Origin of the sequence: Streptomyces sp. NPDC020489 (assembly GCF_044386545.1) — a bacterium.
Classification (GTDB): Bacteria; Actinomycetota; Actinomycetes; order Streptomycetales; family Streptomycetaceae; genus Streptomyces.
On sequence record NZ_JBIRUZ010000012.1, the window covers coordinates 160,737 to 185,968 of the forward strand.

Here is a 25,232-nt window from a genome sequence, read left to right on the forward strand (position 1 = left end):
GCGCACCGGGAGTTGTCCACAGGGCTGACGAGGTGACCGTGCGATGAGGAATCCTGTGAGCATGTCCCGCGATCACGCGCAGTCCGCCGAGTGCCCCGTCGGCAGCGCCGAGGCACCGTTCCTGGAGCTGCTGGCCAGGGGCGCTTCCGCCGACGCCTACGAGCAGCCGGTGCTGCTCGCCCGGGCTGAGGGACGACCGGCCGACCGGATCGCCGAGCTGGAACAGGCGAAGCTCGTCGCCCTGCGCGTGCGTTCGGAGCTGGAGGGCCGGCGTCGGCGGGAGGCCGAGCTGTCCGCGCTCTTCGAGACCGCGCACGACCTGGCGGGGCTGCGCGACCTGGACGCCGTCCTCCAGGCGATCGTGCAGCGCGCGCGGTCGCTGCTCGGCACGGACGTCGCCTACCTCAGCCTCAACGACCCGGTCCGCGGCGACACCTACATGCGGGTGACGGAGGGGTCGGTCGCCGCCCGTTTCCAGCAGCTGCGGCTCGGGATGGGGGAGGGGCTCGGCGGTCTCGTCGCCCAGACGGCCCGGCCCTATGTCACCGACGACTACTTCCAGGACGAGCGCTTCCAGCACACGCGCACCATCGACGCGGGCGTCCGGGACGAAGGGCTCGTCGCCATCCTCGGCGTACCGCTCACGCTCGGGCACCACGTCATCGGGGTGCTCTTCGCCGCCGACCGACGGGCCCGGGTGTTCGAGCGCGAGCAGATCGCCCTGCTCGGCTCCTTCGCCGCGCTGGCCGCCGCCGCCATCGACACCGCGAACCTGCTCACCGAGACCCGCTCGGCCCTCGCCGGTCTGGAGCGGGCCAACGAGATCATCCGCGACCGCAGCGGGGTCATCGAGCGCGCCTCCGACGTGCACGACCGCCTCGCCGAGCTGGTGCTGCGCGGCGGCGGGGTGCATGACGTGGCGGCCGCCGTCGCCGAGGTCCTGGACGGCAGGGTCGAGTTCACCGAGGCCGACGCCGCCCCGGCCGACGCCCTGGAGGCCTCCCGCGCCGAGGGCCACGCGGTGCGGCACGGGGACGACTGGATCGCGGCCGTCGCCGCCGGCGGCGAACTGCTCGGCGCGCTCGTGCTGCACGGCCACCCCGGGCTCGACCCCGTGGACCAGCGCACCCTGGAGCGCGCCGCCATGGTCACCTCCCTGCTGCTGCTCGCCAGACGCTCGGCGGCCGAGGCCGAGCAGCGGGTCCGCGGCGAGCTGCTGGACGACCTGCTGGACGCCCGCGACCGCGACCCGCGCCTGCTGCGGGAACGAGCCACCCGGCTGCACGCCGACCTCGACGCCACCCATGTCGTCCTCGCCGCCCGTCTCGACGGCACCACGGCCGACGCCGAGCAGGAGGCGGAGGCGCGCAGACGCCTGTGGTCCGCCGCCTCCCACCTCGCCGCCACCCGGCACGGACTGGCGGCCGCCCGCGACGGCGGCACCGTCCTGCTGCTGCCCCTGGCGCCCGGCGACACCGCGACGGCCCTGGCCCGTCGTACCGCCCGTCATCTGGGCACCGCCGTCCACGAGGCGGTCACCGTCGGCGCCTCGGGCCCGGTCGAGGACCTGGCCGCCCGCCCGGACACCGTGGCCGCGGCCTACGAGGAGGGGCGCCGCTGTCTGGACGCCCTGCGGCTCCTCGGGCGCACCGGCGACGGCGCCGCCGCCGAGGACTTCGGGTTCCTCGGGCTCCTGCTGGCCGGTGACCGGGACATCGCGGGCTTCGTCGACCGTACGATCGGCCAGGTCGTGACCTACGACGAGCGCCGCGGCACCGACCTGCTGCGCACCCTGGACGCCTACTTCGCCTGCGGTATGAGCCCGGCCCGCACCAAGGACGAACTGCACGTCCATGTGAACACGGTCGCCCAGCGACTGGAGCGCGTCGGCCGCCTGCTCGGCGGCGACTGGCAGAGCCCGGCACGCGCTCTGGAGATCCAGCTCGCTCTCCGGCTGCACCGGTTGTCGGCATCGCCGCAGCACTGAGACGCCGACCGGCCCCCGTACGCGTCGGCGTGCGGGGGCCGGTCCGGCAGGGCGGTCAGACCGTGCGGGCGTCCGCGGTCGCGGCCTTCGCCGGGCCCGCGTCCTCGTCCGCGGCCGTGCCGACGTCGGCGAGGTCCCGGTTGCGGGTCTCCTTGGCCACACCCACCGCGATGAGCGTCACCACGGCCGCGGCGATGACGTACAGGGCGATCGGGGTGGAGCTGCCGTAGTCGTCCAGCAGCGCGGTGGCGATCAGCGGCGCGGGCGCGCCGGCGGCGACCGAGGCGAACTGGGCACCGATGGAGGCGCCGGAGTAGCGCATCCGGGTGGCGAACATCTCGGAGAAGAAGGCGGCCTGGGGCGCGTACATCGCCCCGTGCAGCACCAGTCCCACGGTGACGGCGAGGATCAGGTTGCCGAAGTCGCCGGTGTCGATCAGGGAGAAGAACGGGAACATCCACAGCCCGATGCCGGCCGCGCCCAGCAGGTACACCGGACGACGCCCGATCCGGTCCGACAGGGCGCCCCACAGCGGGATCACCGCGAAGTGCACGGCCGAGGCGATCAGGACGGCGTTGAGCGCGGTCTGCTTGGAGACGTCGGCCGCGGTGGTGGCGTAGACGAGGATGAACGCGGTGATGACGTAGTAGCTGATGTTCTCGGCCATGCGCGCGCCCATCGCGATCAGCACGTCCCGCCAGTGGTGGCGCAGCACGGACACGATCGGCAGCTTCTCCGCCGCCTCCTGCTGCGACTTGCGTGCCTCGGCGTGGGCCAGGGCCTGCTGGAAGACCGGTGATTCATCGACAGAGAGACGAATCCACAGACCGACCATCACGAGCACGCCGGAGAGCAGGAACGGGATGCGCCAGCCCCAGTTGGTGAAGGCGCTGTCCGAGAGCAGGGCTGTCAGCAGCGAGAGCACGCCGGTGGCCAGGAGCTGTCCGGCGGGTGCTCCGGTCTGCGGCCAGGAGGCCCAGAAGCCGCGCCGCCTGGCGTCGCCGTGCTCGGACACCAGCAGCACGGCACCGCCCCACTCGCCGCCCAGCGCGAAGCCCTGGACCAGGCGCAGCACGGTCAGCAGCACCGGGGCGGCCGCGCCGACCGTCGCGTGCGTGGGCAGCAGCCCGATCGCGAAGGTCGCCCCACCCATCAGCAGCAGACTCAGCACCAGCAGCTTCTTGCGGCCCAGCCGGTCCCCGTAGTGCCCGAAGACGAGGGCGCCGATCGGACGCGCGGCGAACCCGACCGCGTAGGTGAGGAACGACAGCAGGGTGCCGACGAGCGGGTCGGAGTCGGGGAAGAACAGCTTGTTGAAGACGAGCGCCGCGGCGGATCCGTAGAGAAAGAAGTCGTACCACTCGATGGTCGTGCCGATGAGGCTGGCGGCGACGATGCGCTTCAGGTTGTTCGGCGTCGGTGGAGCGGTTGCTGCGGAGGCCATGTGCGCCACTTCCTCGTGTGCGGTGGGGACGGGTACGTGTTCGCACACCGTAGGAACGGGCAGGTCAGGGGCACATGTGGTGGGACTACATAGTTTGGGGGCGGCCTGTACGTGTTGCCGCTATGTCGGGGCGGCGGGATCCGGGGACGGTGGCTGTCGCGACAGAGCGCCGGCCTGCTGGTCGCGGCGCTGCTCGGGCCGCGTGGGGGCGTTCGACAGGAGTGGGACGAAAGCATGCCGGAAGCGATGTCGCCCACCGCGAGGTGCTCGGGTGCTGGCTCGTGGCCCGAGCTGTTAACCAAATCGTCATGACCATGACAGGTAGAACACCCTGGCGCTCGTCGTGGTCGACACCGACGGGCTGCGGCCGGCCCATAGCAGCGCCGAGCAGCACCGGGCCGCGGCGTGCCGGGAGACGCCTGTCGTCCTACGGGGGGCCGGTGGGGCAGAAGGCGCACAGCCGCGTAATGGTCCGGCCGGCGCGCCGGACGTTCGGGCAGTGGCCGCTGCGCAGGCCACTGCCCTTCTCCGGGGACGGGTGAGACCCGGCCGGAGCCGGATCAGCTGACGCAGACCAGCCCGAGGAGGCAGAGACCCGAGGGGGAGGTCGGCGAGGACGCCTCGGACGAGGAGGGGTTCGTCGAGGACGCGCCCGTGCCGGACGTGTCGGACGTACCGGGTGCGTCGGACGTGCCGGCCGTGCCCGTGTCGTCGGCGCCGTCCGCCGGGGCGGGGGCGGGGGCGGGGGAGGCCGCCGTGTCCGCGACCGTGCCCGTGGTGTCGGACACCGTGGAGGTCGCCTGGGAACCGGCCGAGGAGATGACCGTGTCCAGGGACGTCGTGCCGTTGTCCTGACGTGCCGTCCGTGCGGTCGGAGTGGCCTCGGGGGCGGCCGCGGACTGCTCGTGCGGGGTGTTGGCCGTGGCCGAGCCGGTGGTGGACGACGTGCGATGGGACCGGTGCGTGTCGGCCGGGGTCGCCGACGCGGGAACGGCTTCCGTGGCCGGCCCCTGGGCGATGCCCATGGTCTCCGTGTCCGGCGCGGAGGCCGCCTGCGTGCGGTCCGTGGACTGGCGGTCCATCGAGGTGACGGTCAGCCCGCCGCCGACCAGGGCGACCGCGGTGGCCACCAGGGCCCTGCGCTGGGTCTTGCGCCAGCGCTCCCGCTGCCGCCGCCGAGACGCACGGCCCGTGGACGCGGAGGACCCGGCCAGGGGCAGGGCGTCCGAGTCCTCGGAGGGATGCACCTGGGGTGCCTCGCCGCTCTCCTCGGCACCGGAGCTCTCCTCGTGCCACAGATGGTCCGGTGTCGGCCATGTCGCCGCGCCCGCCCCGGCCGCTGTGGCGGCCATCCCGGCACCCGTCCCTGCGCCCGGCGCGGGCGCCGCGACGGCGAGGGGAGCGATGTCCGGGGCGTAGGCGCCACACCCGGGGCACGCCAGCGCGCCGTTGAGATGCCGACGACAGGTGGAGCAGTAGTCCATGTGCGGTCTTCCTGTGTTCACATGCCAGAGGATCAAGCCGCGAGCAAAGGTAGCGAGGCTTTCGAAAGCGTGTGTGGAGTCTGTGTGACGCCCCTGCGCAGATGTGATTAGGACGTGACCGCATAACGACACATCCGCGCAGAGGCGCCCCATTCCGGGCGGTGCGAGTCGCCCCGGGCCGTCAGCCGCCCAGCGCCGACAGCACCACGGACCTGGCCTCCTCCTGGACCTGCCGCAGGTGGTCCGGGCCGAGGAAGGACTCCCCGTAGATCTTGTAGACGTCCTCGGTGCCCGACGGCCGGGCCGCGAACCAGGCGTTGGCGGTGGCGACCTTGATACCGCCGAGGGCGGCGCCATTGCCGGGGGCCTCGGTGAGGACGGTGGTGACCGCTTCCCCGGCGAGGGTGTCGGCGGTGACCTGGCGCGGCGACAGCTTGGCGAGCAGCGCCTTCTCCTCGCGGGAGGCGGGGGCGTCGACGCGGGCGTAGGCGGGGGCGCCGAAACGGTCGGTGAGCCGGGCGTAGTGCTGCGAGGGGGTCTCGCCCGTCACCGCCGTGATCTCGGAGGCGAGCAGGGCCAGGATGATGCCGTCCTTGTCGGTGGTCCACACCGAGCCGTCCCGGCGCAGGAAGGACGCGCCCGCCGACTCCTCACCGCCGAAGCCCAGGGTGCCGTCGGACAGGCCGTCGACGAACCACTTGAAGCCGACGGGGACCTCGACCAGCTTGCGGCCGACGTCCGCCGCGACCCGGTCGATCATGCTCGACGACACCAGCGTCTTGCCGATCCCGGCGTCGGCGGGCCACTGCTCCCGGTGCGAGAACAGGTACGAGATCGCCACCGCCAGATAGTGGTTGGGGTTCATCAGGCCGCCGTCCGGGGTGACGATGCCGTGCCGGTCGGCGTCGGCGTCGTTGCCGGTGGCGATGTCGAAGCGGTCCCGCCGCTCGATGAGCGAGGCCATGGCGTACGGCGAGGAGCAGTCCATCCGGATCTTGCCGTCCCAGTCCAGCGTCATGAACCGCCAGGTCGGGTCGGTGAGCGGATTGACCACGGTGAGGTCGAGGCGGTGCTCTTCGGCGATCCGGCCCCAGTACGCGACCGAGGCACCGCCCAGCGGGTCGGCGCCGATGCGCACGCCGGCCGTCCGGATCGCCTCCAGGTCCAGCACGTTCGGCAGGTCGGCGACATAGGTGCCGAGGAAGTCGTAGCGGCCGGTCCCGGAGGCCGTCAGGGCACGGGTGTAGGGGATGCGCCGTACGTCCTTCAGGCCGGCGGTGATGATCTCGTTGGCCCGGTCCTGGATCCAGGAGGTCGCCTCGGAACCGGCCGGTCCGCCGTTCGGCGGGTTGTACTTGAAGCCGCCGTCGGCGGGCGGGTTGTGCGAGGGGGTGACCACCACGCCGTCGGCGAGACCGGAGGTGCGGGTCCTGTTATGGGTGAGGATGGCGTGCGAGACCGCGGGGGTGGGCGTGTAGCCGTCGGTCTCGTCGATGAGCACGGTCACGTCGTTGGCGGCGAAGACCTCCAGCGCCGTGATCCGCGCCGGCTCGGACAGGGCGTGGGTGTCGGCACCGAGGAAGAGGGGGCCGTCGGTGCCCTGGGCGGCCCGGTACTCGCAGATGGCCTGGCTGGTGGCCGCGATGTGGTCCTCGTTGAACGCCGCCGCCAGGGACGAGCCGCGGTGCCCCGAGGTACCGAACGCCACCCGCTGACCCGGCTCGGCCGGATCGGGGTGCAGCGCGTAGTACGCCGTGACCAGACGGGCCACATCGATGAGGTCCTCGGGTCCGGCGACCTGCCCCGCTCGCTCGTCCTGCATGTTCCCGCTCCTCCGCAAGGGTCGACCGTTGGGTGTGATCCTCATTCTCCCCTGCCCGGACTTTCCGGGCGCGCACAGGTCGGCCGTTGTGGCACGTCCGCGGCGGGTGCGAGGATGCAGGCCGGCGAGCGAAGGGACACCGACGTGAGGCACGAGGACCAACGGCCGCCCGCCGCAGCGCTGTTCGACGCGCTGGGCGCCGACTACGAGAAGGCGTTCGCGCACGCGCCGGCGCATCTGGCCGCGTTGGAGTGGCTGATCGAGCGCTTGCCCCCGGCCGCGCGGGTCCTGGACGTGGGCAGCGGCACGGGGCGGCCCACGGCGGCCGCGCTGGTCGAGGCGGGGCACTCGGTGCTGGGCGTCGACGTGTCCGCGGTCATGGTCGAGCTGGCCGCGCGCCAGGTTCCCGGGGCCGAGTTCCGCTGTACCGACATCCGCGAACTGCCGCTGGAGACAGCGGCGTTCGACGGTGTGTGCGTGTTCTTCTCACTGCTCCAGATGGCCCGCGCCGAGCAGTCCGCGCTGCTGCGACGGCTGGCCCTGGCTCTGCGCCCCGGCGGCCACCTGGTCCTCGCCACCGTCCCCGCGGACGTGGAGGACCTGGAGGTGGTCTTCATGGGCCGGCCGGTCCGTGCGACCAGCTTCGCCGAGGACGGCGTCGTCGTCCTGGCCGAGGACGCGGGACTGACGGTCCTCTCCCGCCAGGGCACCCTCTTCACCCCGGACCACCCCGGCGCCGGGCCCGAGCCCCACCTCTTCCTGTACTGCCGACGGGACGGGGGCGGGGGCTGAGCCCCGAGCGGGTCGTACAGGTGCCGACCCTGCGCGCGGCCCCGCGTGGGCCGGGGGCGTGAGTCGGTCCCTGTGCGCGAACCGCGCGCCCGCGCCGACCGCAACCTTGTGGCCGAGTGCTCCCGGTACCGCACGTGGCGGGCCGCGCGGTGCGGGCGGAGGTGCTCCACCCGTCCGGCCCGGAGGCCGGCGCCGCGCTCTGGGACGGCAACGCCCTGCGGGTGTCGTTGCCGCGGATGCCGGGGGTGTTGCTCATTCGGCTTTTCTGCTCGGGGCGTTCCGCCGCCGGCGTCGGCGGTACGGGGAGGAGCGATCCGGAGGTCCGTGGCGAGCAGTGGGCCGTGAGGGGCGGACAGATCGCTTACGCGCAGGGAGTTCAGGGCGCGCAAGTCGGCGAGCACCGGTGCGACCGCTCCCGCCAAGGGGAGCGTGTCGCTCCGGCAGCGGTCCGGTCAGCGGGTGCCCCGGTCGCATCGGGCGCCCCGGGTCCTCGGCAGGCGGTCGAGCGCGTCAGCGCGGGGACATCGCGCGCACGACGTCAGGGAGGGGCGTGGCGGGGCGCCCGGTCAGCCGGGGCACCGCGTCGCTGACGCCGTCGAGTTGCCCCGCGGCGATGGCCGTGTACGTGGACACCCAGGCGTCGAGCTGCCACCTCGGGGCGCCGTAGGAGGATCGCGAGGCGTACGCCTCCTCGACCGTCTCCGGGTGGTACGCGACGGGGCGACCCCACACCTCGGACAGGACGGCCGCGGCCTCCTCCAGCGACAGGGACTCCGGTCCGGTCAGGTCGTACACCGCACCGGCGTGCTCGGCCGGCCGGGTCAGCACGGCGGCGGCCGCGTCGGCGATGTCGTCCTGGGCGACGAACGCGGCCCGCCCCTTGCCGGCCGGGCCGCGGATGACGCCGTCCGCCCCGGCCAGGTCCGGCACGAAATCGGCGTAGATGTTGTCCCGCAGGAACGTGTACGCCAGGCCGGTGGCCCGGATGTGCTCCTCGGTGTGGAAGTGGTCGCGGGCCAGGGTGAACGCCGCGTCGGGCGCCGCGCCGAAGAAGGAGACGTACACCAGGTGCCGCACACCGGCCCCCACGGCGGCGTCCACGAAGGCCCGGTGCTGGGAGAGCCGGTCGGCGCTCTCGGAGGCGGACACCATGAACAGGGTGTGCGCGCCGGTGAGGCCCCGTACGGCGGCGTCGTGATCGTCGTAGGCGCCGCGGACCACTGTGGCGCCGGGCAGCCGCGGCGCTCGCTCGGGGCTGCGTACCAGCAGCCGCTGCGGCACGTCCCGCTCGGCGAGGCGACGGGCGACGCGGCCACCGAGGCGGCCGGTGGCTCCCGTGACCACCAGGGTCGACTCGGTCATGATCAGCTCACTTCCTCACACGGGGTGGCCGGGGGCCTGGATCGACCCGTACCGGTCGCGCCCCGGGGTGCGGTGGACAGGGTTCCCCATGGTCCACCGGATCACGCCCGGGAGTACAGCGGCAACCGGCATCACGACCTTGCACGGTTCAGTGGCGTGACGCCGTCCCCCCGTCCCCCCGTCCCCACGCCCCCCGGGTCCCCGTCGGTCAGCCGCGCAGGAGCGTCAGCCGGTACGTCGTCGTCCGGGACCCGTCCTCGCCGGTCACGGTGACGACCGCACGGCCGTGGGCCCGCTGCACGGTGACGGTGGCGTACGGGTCGCGTGCCGTCGACGTGATCACGGCGCGGGCCGGATCGGCGGTCCGGACCCGGTAGTCGGTCCTGTCGGGGGAGAAGTCGGCCACCGGTACGCCGTTGACCTCGATCGACGCCGCGGCCGCGTCCGAGGAGACCCCGGGCGCCCTGGCGTACACCTCGACCTCGCTCATCGTGAGGTAGCCGCCGGGCCGGGCCGTCATGACCAGGCGCACCCCGGTCGTCGGGCCCGATGCGCGCAGCGGCACGCCGACCACCGGTGTTCCCTCGGTCCCGACGGCGATCTCGTCGCTCGCGTCGGCCCAGGAGCCGTCGACGCGCACCTGTGCCTTGAGGCTCGCCGGGAAGGAGGGGGTGTCGCCGTCCCGGTAGAAGTGCGCCACGACCCGGTCGAGGTCGCGTGCCGTGGGCAGGGCGAAGGTGAGGGTGTCGGAGGGGTTCTTGGTGCCGGAGCGCCAGTTGGACCAGGCCTTGTCGGTGGTGTCGCCGTTGCGCAGGCGCTCGGCGGAGTAGCCGTTCTCGGTGTACGTGGCGGCCACGGTGACACCCGGGTCGGACGCGATGTCGGTCAGTTCCGGCTCGGTGACCTGTACGCGGACGGTCGCGGCGACCGTGCCGCCGCCCACGACCCGTGCGAGGCCGTCCAGGGGCACCACGCCGGTCTTCTCGTACGCCCCGTCGGGGGCAGCTTCCCAGGTCACCGGGAGGTCGGTCCGGCCGCCGTGCGTGCCGATACCGACGACCGTGTCCGGCAGCCGCGGACCTGCGCCCGCGTAGGTCTTGGCGCGACCGGGCAGGGTCGAGGCGATCGTGTCGACGGTGACGGTCGCCGTCGCGCGGATCGTCCGCCCGAGCGGATCGGTCGCCCGCCCCGTGACCCGTACGGTGCCGGGCTCGGCCCAGGCGTCGTCGGACGGTACGTCCCACACCACGGGCAGGGTGCCGCGGGCGCCGTCCCGGTAGACCGGGGTCACCGTCCGCGGGAGTGCCGGGGCCAGCCCCGGCACGGTGAACACCTCGGCCTTCTCGGTGCGCAGCACGGTCTCGTCGCTCACCGTCCAGCGTTGGTTGGCCGCCGAGGTCGGGGTGTACGTGGAGACCTTGGCGCCGTCCGCCGAGGACTGGCCGGCGACGTCGAGCAGTCGGCCGGTGGCGGCGTTGACGAAGGTCCAGGTGCCGTCCCCGGTGGTCGACATGATCCACTGCGCGGCCGGGCTGTCCGAGGGGTCCTCCAGGACTGCCTGGTCGTCCCGTACGGCGAGCCGCTTGCCCGTGGCGGTGTGGGTGAGGGCGTACCGCGCGCGGTGGTCGGTGCCGGGCGTCAACTGCCGTACGGACCACAGCTGTCGGGCACTGCCGCTGTCGGTCGTGCGGATCACCACGCCGGTGCCGTCGTCCGTCGGGGCGAGCGACTTGCCGCTCTGGGTGCCGGTCAGCCGGTAGACATGGCCGGGCTGCACGAGGGCGGCGCCCTTCGCGACCCCGCTGACACCCTTGACGAGGAAGCTGGTGACCGACTTCGCGGGGACGGTGAGGGTGGCCGAGCGGTCGGTGACCCGGACCGGGGCGCCCCGGACGAGGGCGCCGTCCGCGCTGGTCACCACGGGGGTGACCGTGGCGCCGCGGGTGACCTTGCCGAAGCGGGACAGGTCGAGGGTCACGGAGCGGGCGGACGCGGTGCCGTTGACGTGCACGACGGTCGCGGAACGGCCGGACCTGCCGACGGCGGCGACGCTGGAGGTGTCGTCGACCTTCACGAAGTGGTCGCCGGGCCGGATGTAATGGGTGAAGTTGCGGATGGTGTGGAACTTGGAGTTCGCCTTGATCGGACAGGTCTCCAGGGTGTCCTCGGCCGTGCAGTCGAACGGCACATGGATGCTGCCCCAGTTCTTGCCGGCCGCGGCCTGCGGGGCGGAGTCCTCGATCGGCTGCCAGAACACCCAGGCGGAGGGCTCCAGTTCCCGCATGTCGTCGACCATGCGGGTGGCGATGCCGAGTCCCGGCTCCATGCCGGTGAAGTCGGTGCCGGTGCCCCAGGTGCCCTCGACCTCGCTCATCCACAGCGGTTTGCCGGCGCCCTTGGCGATGTCGCGGGCGCTGGTGCGCTGGCTCGTGCCGTACGTGTGCACGTTGAGCTGGTCGACGGCGGCCCGCGCGTCGTCGGCGTAGGCGTTCCAGTTGGTGGTGAAGATGCCGGGGTTGGTCTCGTCCATGGCGGAGACACGGGCCTTGGTCGTGGCGCCCTGAAGTGCCTTGTGCAGGGCGAGGATCACCTTCTGCTGGAGGGCGGGCCCGGCGTGGGCGCCCTCCTGCCGTCCGCCGGTCGGCTGGCCGTTCGGGCCCAACTGGGTGCCCCAGTAAGAGGTGTTGGGCTCGTTCAGGGGATCGATGGTGTCGAAGGTGATGCCGTGTTCCCGTTCCATCCGCTCGGACACCCGCACGAGATAGGTGGCGAACTCGTCGACCCGGTCGGCGCGGATCTGGTCGGCGCCGGCGTCGAAGCCGCCGGAGACGTAACCGCTGACGGTCTGGAACCAGGGCGGTGAGTTGCTGAACGCCTCCCACTTGGTCACCTTGTCCTTGACCTGGTCGACCCACCAGCGCTGGTTCGCGTCGGCGCCCCAGTCCCAGTGCTCGGGATTGTTCGGGTCCCACCAGTCCCTGTCCTTCTGCGTGGTGCCCTCGGGCGCCTTCCAGAAGCCCTCCATGGTCGCGCCGGCCTTCATGTAGTCCGTGCGGACGTCCGGGGCGTTGCCGCCGCCGATGTTGTAGCGCGCGATGTTGAGGGCGAGGCCGTCCTTGCCGAACAGCATGTCGACGAGCCGTCTTCGGATCGGCTCCGGATAGCCCCCGGTGGCGTTGGCGAACCAGACCAGACTGGTGCCCCACCCCTCGAACTCCTCCTGCTGGTACGAGGGATCGACCCGTACCGTGACCGCGCCGGCCGCCGCCGTGTCCGTGGGGGAGGAAGCGGGGAGGGCGGGAGCGGCGGTGACGAGCCCCGCGGCGAGAGCGAGGGGGACGGCCGGGGCCAGGGCCCGGACGACGCGGCGGCGGTGAGGCACGGAACTCCCTTCCAGGGAACGGAGAATCACAGAATCGACCAGAAGCGATCAGACTCCCAGCATGCTCAGCGACGGAAGTGAACACGTCAAGGCAGTGCGCACGCCGGGCACTTATCAGGTCAAGCGTCCCGGACCCTTGACTCATTACCCGCCAGTGGCCATTCTCGTCGCACAGATTGCCCCGGTCATGACAAAGTCGTGGCCGCCGACCGAGGGGCGTGGTACCCACCATGACTCGATGTTCGTATCGCAGCCGCAAAGACATCACCGTGGTATCGCTCCTCCTCCTCGTCCTGGCCATCGCCCTCGGCCCGGCGCCGAGTTCGGCGGCCGCGAGCGACTGGTGGAACCCGACCGCGCGCCCCACCCCGGACGCGCAGATCAACGTCACCGGCGAGCCGTTCAAGGGGACCGACTCAAACGGCGACGTGCGCGGGTTCGTCGACGCGCACAACCACCTGTTCTCCAACGAGGCGTTCGGCGGCCGGCTGATCTGCGGCAAGGTCTTCTCGACGGCGGGTGTCGCCGACGCGCTCAAGGACTGCCCCGAGCACTACCCCGACGGCACGCTCGCGATCTTCGACTACATCACCCACGGCGGCGACGGCAAGCACGACCCGGTCGGCTGGCCGACGTTCAAGGACTGGCCGGCCTATGACTCGATGACCCACCAGGCCAACTACTACGCCTGGATCGAGCGCGCCTGGCGCGGCGGTCAGCGGGTCCTCGTCAACGACCTCGTCACCAACGGGGTGATCTGCTCGGTCTACCCGTTCAAGGACCGCAGCTGTGACGAGATGACCTCGATCCGGCTCCAGGCCAAGCTCACCTACCAGCTCCAGGACTACGTCGACGCGCAGTACGGCGGCGCCGGAAAGGGCTGGTTCCGGATCGTCACCGACAGCGCGCAGGCCCGCCAGGTCATCCAGCAGGGCAAGCTCGCGGTCATCCTGGGCGTCGAGACCTCCGAGCCCTTCGGCTGCAAGCAGATCCTCGACATCGCGCAGTGCAGCAAGTCCGACATCGACAAGGGCCTCGACGAGCTGTACAGCCTCGGTGTGCGCAGCATGTTCCTGTGCCACAAGTTCGACAACGCGCTGTGCGGGGTCCGCTTCGACGAGGGCGGGCTCGGGACCGCCATCAACGTCGGGCAGTTCCTGTCCACCGGCACCTTCTGGAAGACGGAGAAGTGCACGGGCCCGCAGCACGACAACCCCATCGGCACGGCCGCGTCCGCGGCGGAGGCGGACCTGCCGGCGGGCACCGAGGTCCCGGAGTACGACGAGAACGCGCAGTGCAACGTCCGCGGGCTCACCGACCTCGGTGAGTACGCCGTGCAGGGCATGATGAAACGCAAGATGATGCTCGAGATCGACCACATGAGCGTCAAGGCCACCGGCCGCGTCCTCGACATGTTCGAGGCCGCCGACTACCCGGGCGTATTGTCCTCGCACAGTTGGATGGACCTGAACTGGACCGAGCGGGTCTACTCCCTCGGCGGGTTCGTCGCCCAGTACATGCACGGCTCCGAGGGCTTCAGCGCGGAGGCGAAGCGGACCGACGCGCTGCGCGCCAAGTACGACGTCGGCTACGGCTTCGGCACCGACTTCAACGGCGTCGGCGACCACCCCGGGCCGCGCGGCACCGGCACGGTCCCAGGGGTGACGTACCCCTTCAAGAGCGTGGACGGCGGCTCGGTCATCGACCGGCAGACCACCGGTCAGCGCACCTTCGACCTCAACACCGACGGCGCGGCGCACGTCGGCATGATCCCCGACTGGATCGAGGACATCCGGCTCGTCGGCGGCCAGGGCGTGGTGGACGACCTCTTCCGCGGCGCCGAGTCCTACCTCGACACCTGGGGCGCCTCCGAACACCACCAGGCCGGCGTCGACCTGGCCAAGAACCGTGCCGCCACCGCGAGTTCGTCCGAGTCCAACCCCTTCACCAGCTACCAGCCGGGGCGGGCCGTCGACGGTGACGACGGCAGCCACTGGGCCAGCGACTGGAGCGACGACCAGTGGTGGCAGGTCGACCTCGGCACCACCCACCTGGTCTCGCGTGTGACGCTGGACTGGGAGCGCGCCTACGGCAGGTCCTACCGCGTCGAACTCTCCACCGACGGCAGCCACTGGCAGACCGCCTGGTCCACCACCAGCGGCGACGGCGGCCTCGACACCGCCAGGTTCACTGGCACACCGGCCCGCTACGTCCGCGTCCACGGCCTCGACCGCGGCACCGACTGGGGGTACTCGCTCTACGAGGTCGGCGTGCACAGCGCCTGACGAGGACGCTGGCACAGGTGAACGGGGGGACGCGCGCATGGCACGGATGCCGTCGGCCGAACGGCGCCGGCAGCTGACGGAAGCGGCGATCAGGGCGATGGCCCGGGACGGCGTGGCCAGGACCACGACCCGGTCCATCGCCGCCGAGGCGGGCGTCTCCCTGAGCGTCTTCCACTACTGCTTCGACTCCAAGCAGGAGCTCGTCGAGTCCGTCATTACCACCATCACCGACCACTACGTGACCGTCGTGAAGGAGGCGCTCAAGCCCCGCGAGACCCTGGAGGAGACCGTCCGAGCCGGGTTCCAGGCGTACTGGGACCATGTGTGCGCGCACCCCGACGAGCACATGCTCACCTACGAACTCACCCAGTACGCCTTGCGGGAACCGGGGTTCGAGCATCTGGCGCGCCGCCAGTACGAGCTGTACGGCGAGCTGTATGCCGAGCTCATCGAGCAGCTGTGCCAGGACCTCGACTTCGAACTCCGGGTACCCGCCTCCGTGTTGGCCCGCTATCTCGCCGCCATGACCGACGGACTGACCCTCAACTACCTGGTGCTCGGCGACGGGGACGCCTGGACCGACATCCTTGACACCGTCACCTCCCACATCGCGGGGCTGGTGTCCGGCTAGAACCAGCCGTCCCCCTCCCGCTCCCGTCGTCCGCCCGGAGGGCGTGCGGGCCGCCGCACGGCAGGCGGGAGGAGGACGACAGGGCCTCAAGCCCGCAGCGGGTTCGTGCGCGTCGCCGCCAGCAGGTACCACGCCGTCGCGCCGGTGTGCCGGTACGGGTAGTACCCGAACCCGAAACCGGTGTCGAGCGGGCTGCTGGCCGAGACGATCCCCGACCGGGCGGCCACCGCGGTCCCGCCGAAGGTCTGGTCGGCGCCGAGCAGGTCCTGGGCCCTTTCGATCGAGGCGATCAGACGCCGGGCGCGCTTCTCGTCCCCGGGGGCCCGCCGGTGGCGCAGGGCGAGCGCGAGGTGCGCCGTGCCCTCGAACCACACGCCGTCACGGTCCGGCTTGGGCTGGCCGTCGGCGATGGGGGCGGACTCGTCGGCGAGGAGGGAGGCGGAGCTGAAGGTGACGCCCTCGTACGACTGGCCTGCCGGGACCGTGCTGTTGGGGCGGTCCGGGGTGTCCAGGACGGTCAGTTCGGCGGCGGCCCAGTCCAACGAGCGGGCGTGGACGGGGGAGTTGAGGGCGAGGTGGGTCCAGGTCTGGGTGTCCTCGGGGATCGGTGACGTGTTGATCGTGACGCCGTCGTTCGTCCCGGTGTAGAAGAAGCCGGCCGTGGGCTCCCACATCCTCTTGACGAACCGAGCGGCCACGGACCGCCGTTGGAGCCACACCCGGTCCCCGGTGAGCCGGGCCAACTGGCCGAACAGGCCGATCAGGTCGGTGTTGTGCTCGGTCGAGGTGAACGGCAGCTTCTCGTTCGCCCCGTTCACCCCGAACTTGAACCCGCCGAGCGGCTCGTCGGTGCGCCCGACACGGTCGATCCACTCACCGATCCGCACGGCACCGGTGAGGAAGCGCCGCTGTCCGGTCCGCCGAGCCAGCGCGGCCAGCGCGATTCCGGCCCAGGCCATGTCGCCCACGGCCGTCCCGGTGAACCCGAACTGCCGGCCCACGTTGGCCGTTCCGTCCGCCCGCACGAACCCGTCCGGCTGGCGGGTGCCGTCGTAGAAGGTGTACGGCCCCACGTTGTACGCCTGCCGCAGCCGGCCGTCCGCGTACTCCGGGTCATGGGACTGCGCGTACAGAAGCGCGTCGCCGAGCACCACCGCCCGGGACCTGCCGTCCGCGCCCCCGCAGGCCAGGCTCGCCAGGATCGCGAGGGCGTTGTCGTAGGTGAAGGCCGTGCTGAACAGTCCGGCCTGGTCGGTGTAGCTCTGCGCCAGCCGGATCGTGCCGTGTTCCGGATAGGCGTCCATGGCCGCCGCGAGAAAGCCCTGCGCCCGGCCGGGCGCGGAGGCCGTGCCATGGCCCGCCGCCCGCGCGGTCCCCGTCCCGGCCATGACGAGGGCGGCGGTGGCCCCGAGACCGGTCCCGATGAGTGCGCGGCGGTTGAGTGCGGGGCCGCCCTGGCTGCCGGTCATGGGTCTCCTCGAAGTCGCATGCGCGGGTTTGAGAGCGCTCTCAGAGCGCGCCCTCATTCTGCTGTCGAGGAGGGAGTGGGTCAACGCCTGTGCAGGGCGGCGCGGTTGGAGCGGGTGAGGCCAGGGAGACGTCGGCCGGACGGGCGATGGTCGGCTCGGAACCGGCGCCGACGGGAGGGCGAGGCGCCCTGGGCGTCAGCGGAACGAGGGGATGTGCGGTGGCGGGCCCGCCGTGCCGGGGCGGAGCCGTCGCCTGCCGCGCGCGGCGCTCCAGGAGCCTGTGCCGAGCCGCGCCGGCGATGGTGGGCTCGTCGGGGTCCCGTGTGTCGCGACGGGCGACCGTCCGTACGCCGGATCGTGGCCGTGCGGGACGGCGTGCCGTCCACCGGCAGGGGCGGCGGTACGGCTGGCCCCGTGCTCGAAGCGCGCGGCGGGGCCCGCCGACCTGGTGGGGCCGGGCGCGCCCGCCGTCGGCACCGCCGGGGTGCGGACGACGGGCGCGCCTAGATCAGACCGCCGTCGACGGGAAGGTCGGGTACTCCACCCCGGAGACGTGCTGGACGACCCGGATGACCTGGCAGGAGTAGCCGAACTCGTTGTCGTACCAGAGGTAGAGGATCGCGTTGTCGCCGTCGACCTTGGTGGCGCCGGCGTCGACGATGGAGGCGTGGCGGGAGCCGACGAAGTCCATCGAGACGGCGTCGGGCGCCGTGGTGAAGTCGATCTGGCGCTTCAGCGGCGAGTTCAGCGAGACGTCCCGCAGGTACTCCAGGACCTCCTCGCGCGTGGTCTCGCGGCCCAGGCGCAGGCTGAGGATCGCGATCGACACGTCCGGCACGGGCACCCGGATCGAGCTGCCGGTGATCGGCGCCTTGAGGTCGGGCAGCGCCTTGGCGACGGCCGAGGCGGCACCCGTCTCGGTGATCACCATGTTGAGCGGCGCCGAGCGGCCGCGACGGTCGGCCTTGTGGTAGTTGTCCAGCAGGTTCTGGTCGTTGGTGAACGAGTGGACCGTCTCCACGTGCCCGCGCAGCACCCCGTACTCGTCGTCCATCGCCTTCAGCGGCGGCACGATCGCGTTGGTGGTGCAGGAGGCGCAGGACAGGATCTGCTCGTCCGGCTTGACGGTGTCGTGGTTGACGCCGTGCACGATGTTCGGGACGTCGCCCTTGCCGGGCGCGGTCAGGACGACCTTGTCGATGCCGGGACGCAGGTGCTTCGACAGGCCCTCGCGGTCGCGCCACTTGCCGGTGTTGTCGATGAGGATGGCGTTCTTGATGCCGTACGCCGTGTAGTCGACCTCGGACGGGTCGTTGGCGTAGATCACCTTGATCGTGTTGCCGTTGGCGACGATCGTGCTGTTGGCCTCGTCGACGGTGATCGTGCCCTGGAACTGGCCGTGGATCGAGTCGCGGCGCAGCAGCGAGGCGCGCTTGACGAGGTCCTGCTCGCCGCCCCCGCGGACGACGATGGCGCGCAGCCGCAGCCCGTTGCCGGAGCCCGACTTCTCGATCAGCAGCCGGGCGACGAGCCGGCCGATGCGGCCGAAGCCGTACAGGACGATGTCACGGCCCTCGCGGCGCTCGATCTTGTTGGCGCCGGTGGCACCCGCGACGGCCTCCGCGGTGAAGGCCTCCACCGTCAGACCGCGGTCGTCGGCGCGGTAGGTCGCGGCGAGCATGCCGATGTCGATCTGGGACGGGCCCAGGTCGAGGGTGGTGAGCGCCTGAAGGAAGGGCAGCGTCTCGGTGACCGACAGCTCCTCACCGGCGATCTGCCGGGCGAAGCGGTGGGTCTTGAGGATGCTGACGACCGACTTGTTCACCAGGGAGCGGCTGTGCAGCAGGACGGTGACGTCCCGCTCGCGGTGCAGCTTCCCGATGATCGGGATCATCGACTCCGCGATCTCCTCGCGCGTCTTCCAGTTGGTGAACGAGTCCTCGTTGACAGTCACAGATCTATCTCTCGATCGAGCTAGGCGGCGCTCATATGCTAACCCCATGCTCGTTTGACCCTTCGAACGGGGTGGGATCACGGGGCGACGGGCCAGGACCGTGCGTCCGCGCCCCATGGGCCCCCATGGCATCGAGACGATCGGGCCTCCCGCCCGTACCTGCGGGCACGGGGTCGCTCGCCCCGTGACCGCATGCCGCCGATCCAAGGGACGGACCTCATGAACGCAAGCGCATCCATCGGTGTCACCGGCCTGGGCGTGATGGGCCGCAACCTGGCGCGCAACGTCGCCCGCCGGGGAGTCACCGTCGCCGTCCACAACCGTTCCGCCGGCCGCACCCGCGCGCTCGTCGAGGAGTTCGGCCACGAGGGCACGTTCGTCCCGGCCGAGTCGCCCGAGGAGTTCGTGGCCGCGCTCGAACGGCCCCGCCGGCTGATCATCATGGTCCAGGCGGGCGCGGCCACCGACGCCGTCATCGAGGAGTTCGCCCCGCTCCTGGAGCCCGGTGACATGATCGTCGACGGCGGCAACGCCCACTTCGCCGACACCCGGCGCCGCGAGGCCGAACTGCGCCCACGCGGCATCCACTTCGTCGGCACCGGCATCTCCGGCGGCGAGGAGGGCGCGCTGGAAGGCCCGTCGATCATGGTGGGCGGCTCTACGGAGTCCTACGCCCTGCTCGGCCCGCTGTTCGAGACCATCAGCGCCAAGGTGGACGGCGAGCCGTGCGCCGCGCACATCGGCACCGACGGCGCCGGGCACTTCGTGAAGATGGTGCACAACGGCATCGAGTACGCCGACATGCAGCTCATCGCGGAGGCCTACGACCTGCTGCGCCAGGTCGCCGGGTACACCCCGGCCGAGATCGCGGACGTCTTCCGCCGCTGGAACGAGGGCCGGCTCGGCTCCTACCTCATCGAGATCACCGCCGAGGTCCTCGCCCACACCGACCCCGCCACCGGCGCGCCCTTCGTGGACGTCGTCGCGGACGCCGCCGGGCAGAAGGGCACCGGCCGCTGGACCGTGCAGACCGCGCTCGACCTGGGCTCCCCGGTCACCGCCGTCGCCCAGGCCACCTTCGCCCGCGCCGCCTCCGGCCAGGGCGAACTGCGCGCCGCCTACCGTGGTCTGCCCGGCGGCACCACACCCCCGATCAGCCGCACCGAGGCCGAGCGCTTCACCTCGCAGGTGGAGCACGCGCTGTACGCCTCGAAGGTCATCGCCTACGACCAGGGCTGGACGATGATCCAGGACGCCTCCGCCGAGTACGGCTGGAAGATCGACCTCGGCTCGGTGGCCCGGATCTGGCGCGGCGGCTGCATCATCCGCGCCGCCTTCCTGGACCGCATCCGCGCCGCCTACGCCGCCGACCGGGACCTGGTGAGCCTGCTCGGGGAGATGGAGTTCGCCATGGAGATCACCGACGCGCAGGTGCCGTGGCGCGAGACGGTGGCCTCCGCCGCCCGCCGCGGCATCCCCGTCCCGGCCATCTCCGCCGCCCTCGCCCACTACGACACCCTGCGCGCCGAACGCCTGCCCGCCGCGCTCCTCCAGGGCCAGCGCGACTACTTCGGCGCGCACACCTACCGCAGGACCGACCGCCCCGGCACCTTCCACACCCACTGGGCGGCCCCGGGCCGGCCCGAGACGGCGGAGTGACGGGGCGCCACCGCTGGCGCGGGAGCGGGTGCGCCGGCTCACCGGGACCGCCGAGGCGGTGAGCGACGCCCAACTCCCGTCGCCGCAAGGACCGAACGCCGGCCGCACGCAACCCCGCACGGCCCGGGACCCTCCTACCAGGCACACACCGGCCGTCCACGGAGGAGAGCACGTTGGCAGAGCTGTCCCGGCGCAGATTCATGGTCTACACCCTCGCCGCGTCCACCCTCACCGTCGCCACCCCCCTCGGCTGCGACACCCCGGAGGCGGAAGGGGCCCCGGCGCGACGCCGCTCGGACGTCCTGGTGACCGGCACGGACGAGGAGATGCTGGTCCTGGAGGTCACGCGGGAGAACAAGGTCGTCGTCCGGCTGCCCCGCGTCGAGGTGGGCCAGGGCGTCACCACCGCGGTCGCCATGATGATCGCCGAGGAACTGGACGCCCGGCTCGTCGACGTCGACATCCCGCTCGCCGCCGCCCGCAGCCGGGGCAACCAGTTCACCGGCGGTTCCAGCTCGGTCAGTTCGCTCTACGACCCCGCCCGCAACCTCGCCGCCACGGCCCGTGCCCGCCTGGTCACCGCGGCCGCCCGGCGCTGGCACCTGCCCGCGCGGGTGTTGCGCACCCACGACACCCTGGTCCTCGCACCGGACGGACGCACGGCCACCTTCGGATCGCTCACCGAGGCCGCCGCCCGCGTCCGCACCCCCCGCGTCTCCAGCAAGCCCAGACCGGCGTCACGGCACCGGGTGATCGGGAAGCCGACGACCCGGATCGACGCCCGGGACATCGTCACCGGCCGGGCGACGTACGCGGGCGACCTGACGGCGGCCGGAGCGAAGCCGACCGTGGTGGCCCGCCCGCCCACGCTCGGCGGGAAGGTCGTCAAGGTCGACGACCGCGCGGCGCGCGCCCTGCCCGGGGTCCTCGCCGTGGTCAGGGTCGCCGGGGGAGTCGCCGTCGTCGCGGACACCTTCCACCACGCCTTCCAGGGCCGGGACGCCCTCAACATCACCTGGAAGGCGGGCCCGCTCGCCGGGGTCTCCGACGCCGAGATCCGCACGCGGCTGAAGGCCGCCGTCCCCGCCCTCGGCGCTCCGCCGCGAGGGTCGGCCCAGATCGAGGCCCGGTTCGAGTTCGCCTTCGTCAGCCACGCCCCGATGGAGGTGCTCACGGCCGTCGCGGACGTACGCGGGGACCGCGCCGAGATCTGGTTCTCCTCCCAGACGCCCCAGCAGGCCCGCGAGAGCATCGCCCAGGCGGTCGGCCTCCCGGCGTCCGCGGTCAAGGTCCATGTGGTGCGGGGCGGCGGATCGTTCGGGCGGCGACTGAACCACGACGCGGCGATCGAGGCCGCCCTGATCTCCAAGGCGGCGCGCCGCCCGGTGAAGCTGATGTGGAGCCGCGCCGACGACCTGCGGCACGGCCGCATGCGTCCGGCCTCCCACCACCGGGTGCGCGCCAGCCACGCCGACGGCCGGGTCGTGGCCCTCGCCCACGCGACGGCCTCGGTGAGCGAGTCCGACAGCGGCATCCGGACCGCCTCCTTCCGGGCGGCCTCCCCGCTGCCCAGCGACAGCGGCCTGTACAACTTCGGCCGGCTCTCCGAGGATTCGGGCTCGGTCGAGCTGGCGGCGATACCCCTCGGCGCCTGGCGTTCGGTGGACTCCGGGACCGTGCGGACGGCCGAGGAGATCGTCGTCGACGAGATCGCCCGGGCCCTGGGCAGCGACCCGGTCGCCTTCCGCCGTACGACACTGCGCGGCAAGAGCGTCAAAGCCGTGCTCGACAAGGTCGCGAGCGCCGGACACTGGGGCCGGACCCTGCCCGCGGGGCAGGCCCAGGGCGTGGCCGTCCACGAGGAGTACGGCTCCTGCGTGGCCTGTCTGGTCGAGATCGACGCCGCCGACCCGGCGAACCCGCGGGTGACCAAGGTGGTCATGGCCGCCGACGTCGGTACGGTCGTCAACCCGCGCGGCCTTGAGGCCCAGCTCATGGGGACGGCGATCGACGGCATCTCCACGATCCTGCGGGCCGGCCTGCACATCGACAAGGGCGCCGTCCGCGAAGGCAGTTACGACGACTTCCGGTACGCGCGCCAACGGCACGCCCCGCTCCGCTTCGAGGCGCACGTCCTGCCCACGGGCGGCGAGCCGGGCGGGGCGGGTGAACTCGGGGTCCCGGCGGCCGCCGGCGCCGTCGCGAACGCCTGGGCCCGCGCGACCGGCACGAGGCCCCGCCGCTTCCCGCTCGACTTCTGAAACCGCCTGAGACCCGCGAGAAGGTACCGATGCCCTCCTACTCCTTCGACCTCAACGGCGAGCCCGTCACCGTCGAGGCCCCCGCCGACATGCCCCTGCTGTGGGTCCTGCGCGACCTGCTGCACGTCACCGGGCCCAAGTACGGCTGCGGGGTCGGCGTCTGCCGGGCCTGCACCAGCCACCTCGACGGCGAGGAGATACAGCCGTGCGTCGTCCCCGTCGAGGAGTGCGCCGAGCGGAAGGTGACCACCATCGAGGGCCTCGCCGACGGCGACACCCTGCACCCCGTCCAGCAGGCCTGGCTCGACTGCGACGTCTCCCAGTGCGGCTTCTGCCAGCCCGGCCAGATCATGGCGGCAGCGGCCCTGCTGAAGAGGACGCCCCGGCCCACCGACGCCGACATCGACCGCATCGAGAACGTCTGCCGCTGCGGCACCTACTCCCGCATCCGCGAGGCGATCAAGAAGGCGGCGGACGCCCCGCGCGGTGCCTGACGGGCCGTGACGCCCCGAGCGGTGCTTGACGCCCGGGTACGGCCTGCCTAGCGTCGACTGGTCACAGCTGAACAGACAGGCGGCCGATGACGGACTCCCGGGATTCCCTCGACAACAGGGCCAGGCAGCTCCAGGTGGAGACGCACGGGCTCGACGTGATCGGCGACGCCGAACGCAAGGGCACGCCCCGCACCCTGTTCTGGCCCTGGTTCGGGGCCAACGTCTCGGTGCTGGGCCTCAGTTACGGCGCCTTCGTGCTCGGCTTCGGCATCTCCTTCGGGCAGGCGCTGATCGCCGGGGTCCTCGGCATCGTCTTCTCGTTCCTGCTGTGCGGTTTTGTCGCCGTCGCGGGCAAGCGGGGCTCCGCGCCGACGATGGTCCTCAGCAGGGCCGCCTACGGAGTGCGCGGCAACCGACTGCCGTCGGTCGTCTCCTGGGTGCTCACCGTCGGCTGGGAGACCGTGCTGTGCGCCCTCGCCACCCTGGCCACCGCGACGGTCTTCGGCCGGCTCGGCTGGGGCGGCGGCACCGGAACACAGGTGGTCGCCCTGATCGTGGTCGCCGGACTCGTCGTGGTCGGCGGGGTCATGGGCTTCGACCTGATCATGCGGCTCCAGACCCTGATCACCGTGGTGACGGCTGTGCTCACGGTCGTCTACGTCGGCCTCGTCGCCGACCACGTCCACTGGAGCGCCGTCAGCGCCCTGCCCGCGGGCTCCGCGCAGGAGTTCATCGGCGCGCTCGTGTTCATGATGACCGGCTTCGGCCTCGGCTGGGTCAACGCGGCCGCGGACTACTCCCGTTACCTGCCCCGCACCTCATCCGGCCGCTCGGTGATCGGCTGGACCACCTTCGGCGCCGCGCTCGCCCCGCTCCTGCTGCTGGTCTTCGGCCTGCTCCTCGCCGGATCGTCCCGCACGCTCGACGCGGCCGTCGCCGCCGACCCCATCGGCGCGCTCACCACCCTCCTGCCCACCTGGTTCCTCGTCCCCTTCGCCGTCGTCGCCGTACTCGGCCTGGTCGGCGGCGCGGTCCTGGACATCTACTCGTCCGGCCTCGCCCTGCTGTCCGCGGGCATCCGGATCCCGCGCTACCTGGCGGCGCTGGCCGACGGCGTCCTGATGATCGCCGGCTCGGTCTACATCGTGTTCTACGCCGACGACTTCCTCGGCCAGTTCATGGGCTTCCTCACCACCCTCGGCGTCCCCGTCGCCGCCTGGTGCGGCATCTTCCTCGCCGACCTGCTGCTGCGCCGCCGCGACTACGACGAGGGCGACCTCTACCGCCCCCACGGCCGCTACGGCGACGTCCCCCTCACCCCCCTGCTCCTCACCCTCGCCGGCACCGCAATCGGCTGGGGCCTGGTGACCAACTCGGCCGCGAGCTGGCTGGGGTGGCAGGGCTACCTCCTCCAACCGCTGGGCCTCGGCGGCACGTCGGGCGCCTGGGCCTACGCCAACCTCGGTGTCCTCGCCGCCCTCGTACTCGGCTTCCTGGGTGCTCTCCTCCTCAGCCGCGGCCGGGTCCGGGAGCAGGAGGCGCGGGAGCCGAGCCGGGCGGAGGCGGCCGCCGTATGACGACCGGTCTGCTGGCCGTCATCGACATGCAGCGGGTCTTCGCCGACCCGGACAGTCCGTGGGCCACGCCTCGCTTCGCCCTGGCGGCGCAGGGCGTCAGACAACTGTTGCCCGTCTTCGGTGAACGGGTCACCTTCACCCGCTTCGTGGCCCCCGACCACCCCACCGGCGCCTGGCGCGCCTACTTCCGGCAGTGGCCCTTCGCCCTGCAACCCGCGCACGCGCCCCTGTGGCGGCTGGCGGACGAGTTCGCCGACGGCGCCCCGCACGTGCTGGACGCCCCCACCTTCGGCAAGTGGACCCCCGAACTCGCCGCCCGCGTGGGCCCACAGGGCCGTCTCGTCCTCGCGGGCGTCAGCACGGACTGCTGCGTGCTGTCCACGGCGCTGGCCGCCGCCGACGCCGGAGTGGAGGTCGTGGTCGTCGCCGACGCCTGCGCGGGCGCCGACGACGACTCGCACGCCAAGGCGCTGCACGTGATGGACCTGTACAGGCCGCTGATCCGGGTGACCACCGTGGCGGAGCTGCTCAGCCGCTGAGGGGCCGGCGCCGTCCGGTGGACACGGGGCTCCGGTCGCCGTGTTCGACCCATTCCGCGGCCCGCTCAGGGAATGCCCCCTTCCGGATCG

General features: G+C 72.3%; 16 protein-coding genes. 9 read left to right on the top strand and 7 right to left on the bottom strand.

What is annotated here, in order from left to right:
* Positions 1-61: 61 nt before the first annotated feature.
* Positions 62-1,987, top strand: a complete 1,926-nt coding sequence (locus ACH41F_RS29620; RefSeq protein ID WP_398838217.1) for a helix-turn-helix domain-containing protein — start codon at positions 62-64, stop codon at positions 1,985-1,987.
* 55 nt (positions 1,988-2,042) lie between these two features.
* On the opposite strand, the gene ACH41F_RS29625 is transcribed toward ACH41F_RS29620, so the two are convergent.
* The 3 genes from ACH41F_RS29625 to pgm all read right to left on the bottom strand — a co-directional run bounded on the left by ACH41F_RS29625 (position 2,043) and on the right by pgm (position 6,737).
* The gene (locus ACH41F_RS29625; protein ID WP_391242381.1) at positions 2,043-3,431 is read right to left on the bottom strand and encodes an MFS transporter; all 1,389 of its coding nucleotides are present in this window, start codon (positions 3,429-3,431) and stop codon (positions 2,043-2,045) included.
* A 560-nt stretch (positions 3,432-3,991) separates the two neighbouring features.
* Positions 3,992-4,936 carry a hypothetical protein gene (locus tag ACH41F_RS29630; RefSeq protein ID WP_398838219.1) on the bottom strand — a complete coding sequence of 315 codons (945 nt, stop codon included), beginning with the start codon at positions 4,934-4,936 and terminating at the stop codon, positions 3,992-3,994.
* Between the two features lie 160 nt (positions 4,937-5,096).
* Positions 5,097-6,737: a phosphoglucomutase (alpha-D-glucose-1,6-bisphosphate-dependent) gene (gene pgm, locus ACH41F_RS29635; RefSeq protein WP_391242388.1), complete on the bottom strand. Its 1,641-nt coding sequence runs from the start codon at positions 6,735-6,737 to the stop codon at positions 5,097-5,099.
* Positions 6,738-6,851: 114 nt separating this feature from the next.
* Here pgm and ACH41F_RS29640 point away from each other — a divergent pair, with 114 nt between their 5' ends.
* Complete coding sequence (locus tag ACH41F_RS29640) at positions 6,852-7,529, top strand: class I SAM-dependent methyltransferase (RefSeq protein ID WP_398838220.1); 678 nt, start codon at positions 6,852-6,854, stop codon at positions 7,527-7,529.
* A 510-nt stretch (positions 7,530-8,039) separates the two neighbouring features.
* Here ACH41F_RS29640 and ACH41F_RS29645 read toward each other — a convergent pair.
* Positions 8,040-8,891 (bottom strand): SDR family oxidoreductase, encoded by an 852-nt coding sequence (locus tag ACH41F_RS29645; RefSeq protein WP_398838222.1) that lies wholly within the window; start codon positions 8,889-8,891, stop codon positions 8,040-8,042.
* A gap of 208 nt (positions 8,892-9,099) precedes the next feature.
* The gene (locus ACH41F_RS29650) at positions 9,100-12,273 is read right to left on the bottom strand and encodes an RICIN domain-containing protein (RefSeq protein WP_398838223.1); all 3,174 of its coding nucleotides are present in this window, start codon (positions 12,271-12,273) and stop codon (positions 9,100-9,102) included.
* A gap of 230 nt (positions 12,274-12,503) precedes the next feature.
* Here ACH41F_RS29650 and ACH41F_RS29655 point away from each other — a divergent pair, with 230 nt between their 5' ends.
* Positions 12,504-14,558 (top strand): discoidin domain-containing protein, encoded by a 2,055-nt coding sequence (locus ACH41F_RS29655; protein ID WP_398838224.1) that lies wholly within the window; start codon positions 12,504-12,506, stop codon positions 14,556-14,558.
* Between the two features lie 37 nt (positions 14,559-14,595).
* On the top strand, positions 14,596-15,189 hold the full coding sequence (locus tag ACH41F_RS29660) for a TetR family transcriptional regulator (protein ID WP_391242403.1): 594 nt from the start codon (positions 14,596-14,598) through the stop codon (positions 15,187-15,189).
* Between the two features lie 86 nt (positions 15,190-15,275).
* Here the strand turns inward: ACH41F_RS29660 and ACH41F_RS29665 are convergent, their stop codons facing one another.
* On the bottom strand, positions 15,276-16,658 hold the full coding sequence (locus ACH41F_RS29665; RefSeq protein WP_398838226.1) for a Tat pathway signal sequence domain protein: 1,383 nt from the start codon (positions 16,656-16,658) through the stop codon (positions 15,276-15,278).
* Positions 16,659-17,166: 508 nt separating this feature from the next.
* Entirely contained in the window at positions 17,167-18,612 is a 1,446-nt protein-coding gene (locus tag ACH41F_RS29670) for a glyceraldehyde-3-phosphate dehydrogenase (protein WP_391242409.1), read from the bottom strand.
* Between the two features lie 219 nt (positions 18,613-18,831).
* Between ACH41F_RS29670 and gndA the strand changes: the two genes are divergently transcribed.
* From gndA to ACH41F_RS29695, 5 genes are all read left to right on the top strand, one after another.
* Positions 18,832-20,271 (top strand): NADP-dependent phosphogluconate dehydrogenase, encoded by a 1,440-nt coding sequence (gene gndA / locus ACH41F_RS29675; protein ID WP_391242412.1) that lies wholly within the window; start codon positions 18,832-18,834, stop codon positions 20,269-20,271.
* Positions 20,272-20,471: 200 nt separating this feature from the next.
* Positions 20,472-22,532 carry a molybdopterin cofactor-binding domain-containing protein gene (locus ACH41F_RS29680; RefSeq protein ID WP_398838322.1) on the top strand — a complete coding sequence of 687 codons (2,061 nt, stop codon included), beginning with the start codon at positions 20,472-20,474 and terminating at the stop codon, positions 22,530-22,532.
* A 29-nt stretch (positions 22,533-22,561) separates the two neighbouring features.
* On the top strand, positions 22,562-23,026 hold the full coding sequence (locus tag ACH41F_RS29685) for a (2Fe-2S)-binding protein (RefSeq protein ID WP_398838227.1): 465 nt from the start codon (positions 22,562-22,564) through the stop codon (positions 23,024-23,026).
* An 86-nt stretch (positions 23,027-23,112) separates the two neighbouring features.
* Positions 23,113-24,603, top strand: coding sequence for a purine-cytosine permease family protein (locus tag ACH41F_RS29690; protein WP_398838229.1), 1,491 nt, complete (start codon positions 23,113-23,115; stop codon positions 24,601-24,603).
* A complete protein-coding gene (locus ACH41F_RS29695) occupies positions 24,600-25,142 on the top strand; it encodes a cysteine hydrolase family protein (RefSeq protein WP_398838232.1) in 543 nt (180 codons plus the stop codon). The genes ACH41F_RS29690 and ACH41F_RS29695 overlap by 4 nt, the downstream gene beginning before the upstream one ends.
* Positions 25,143-25,232: the final 90 nt, after the last annotated feature.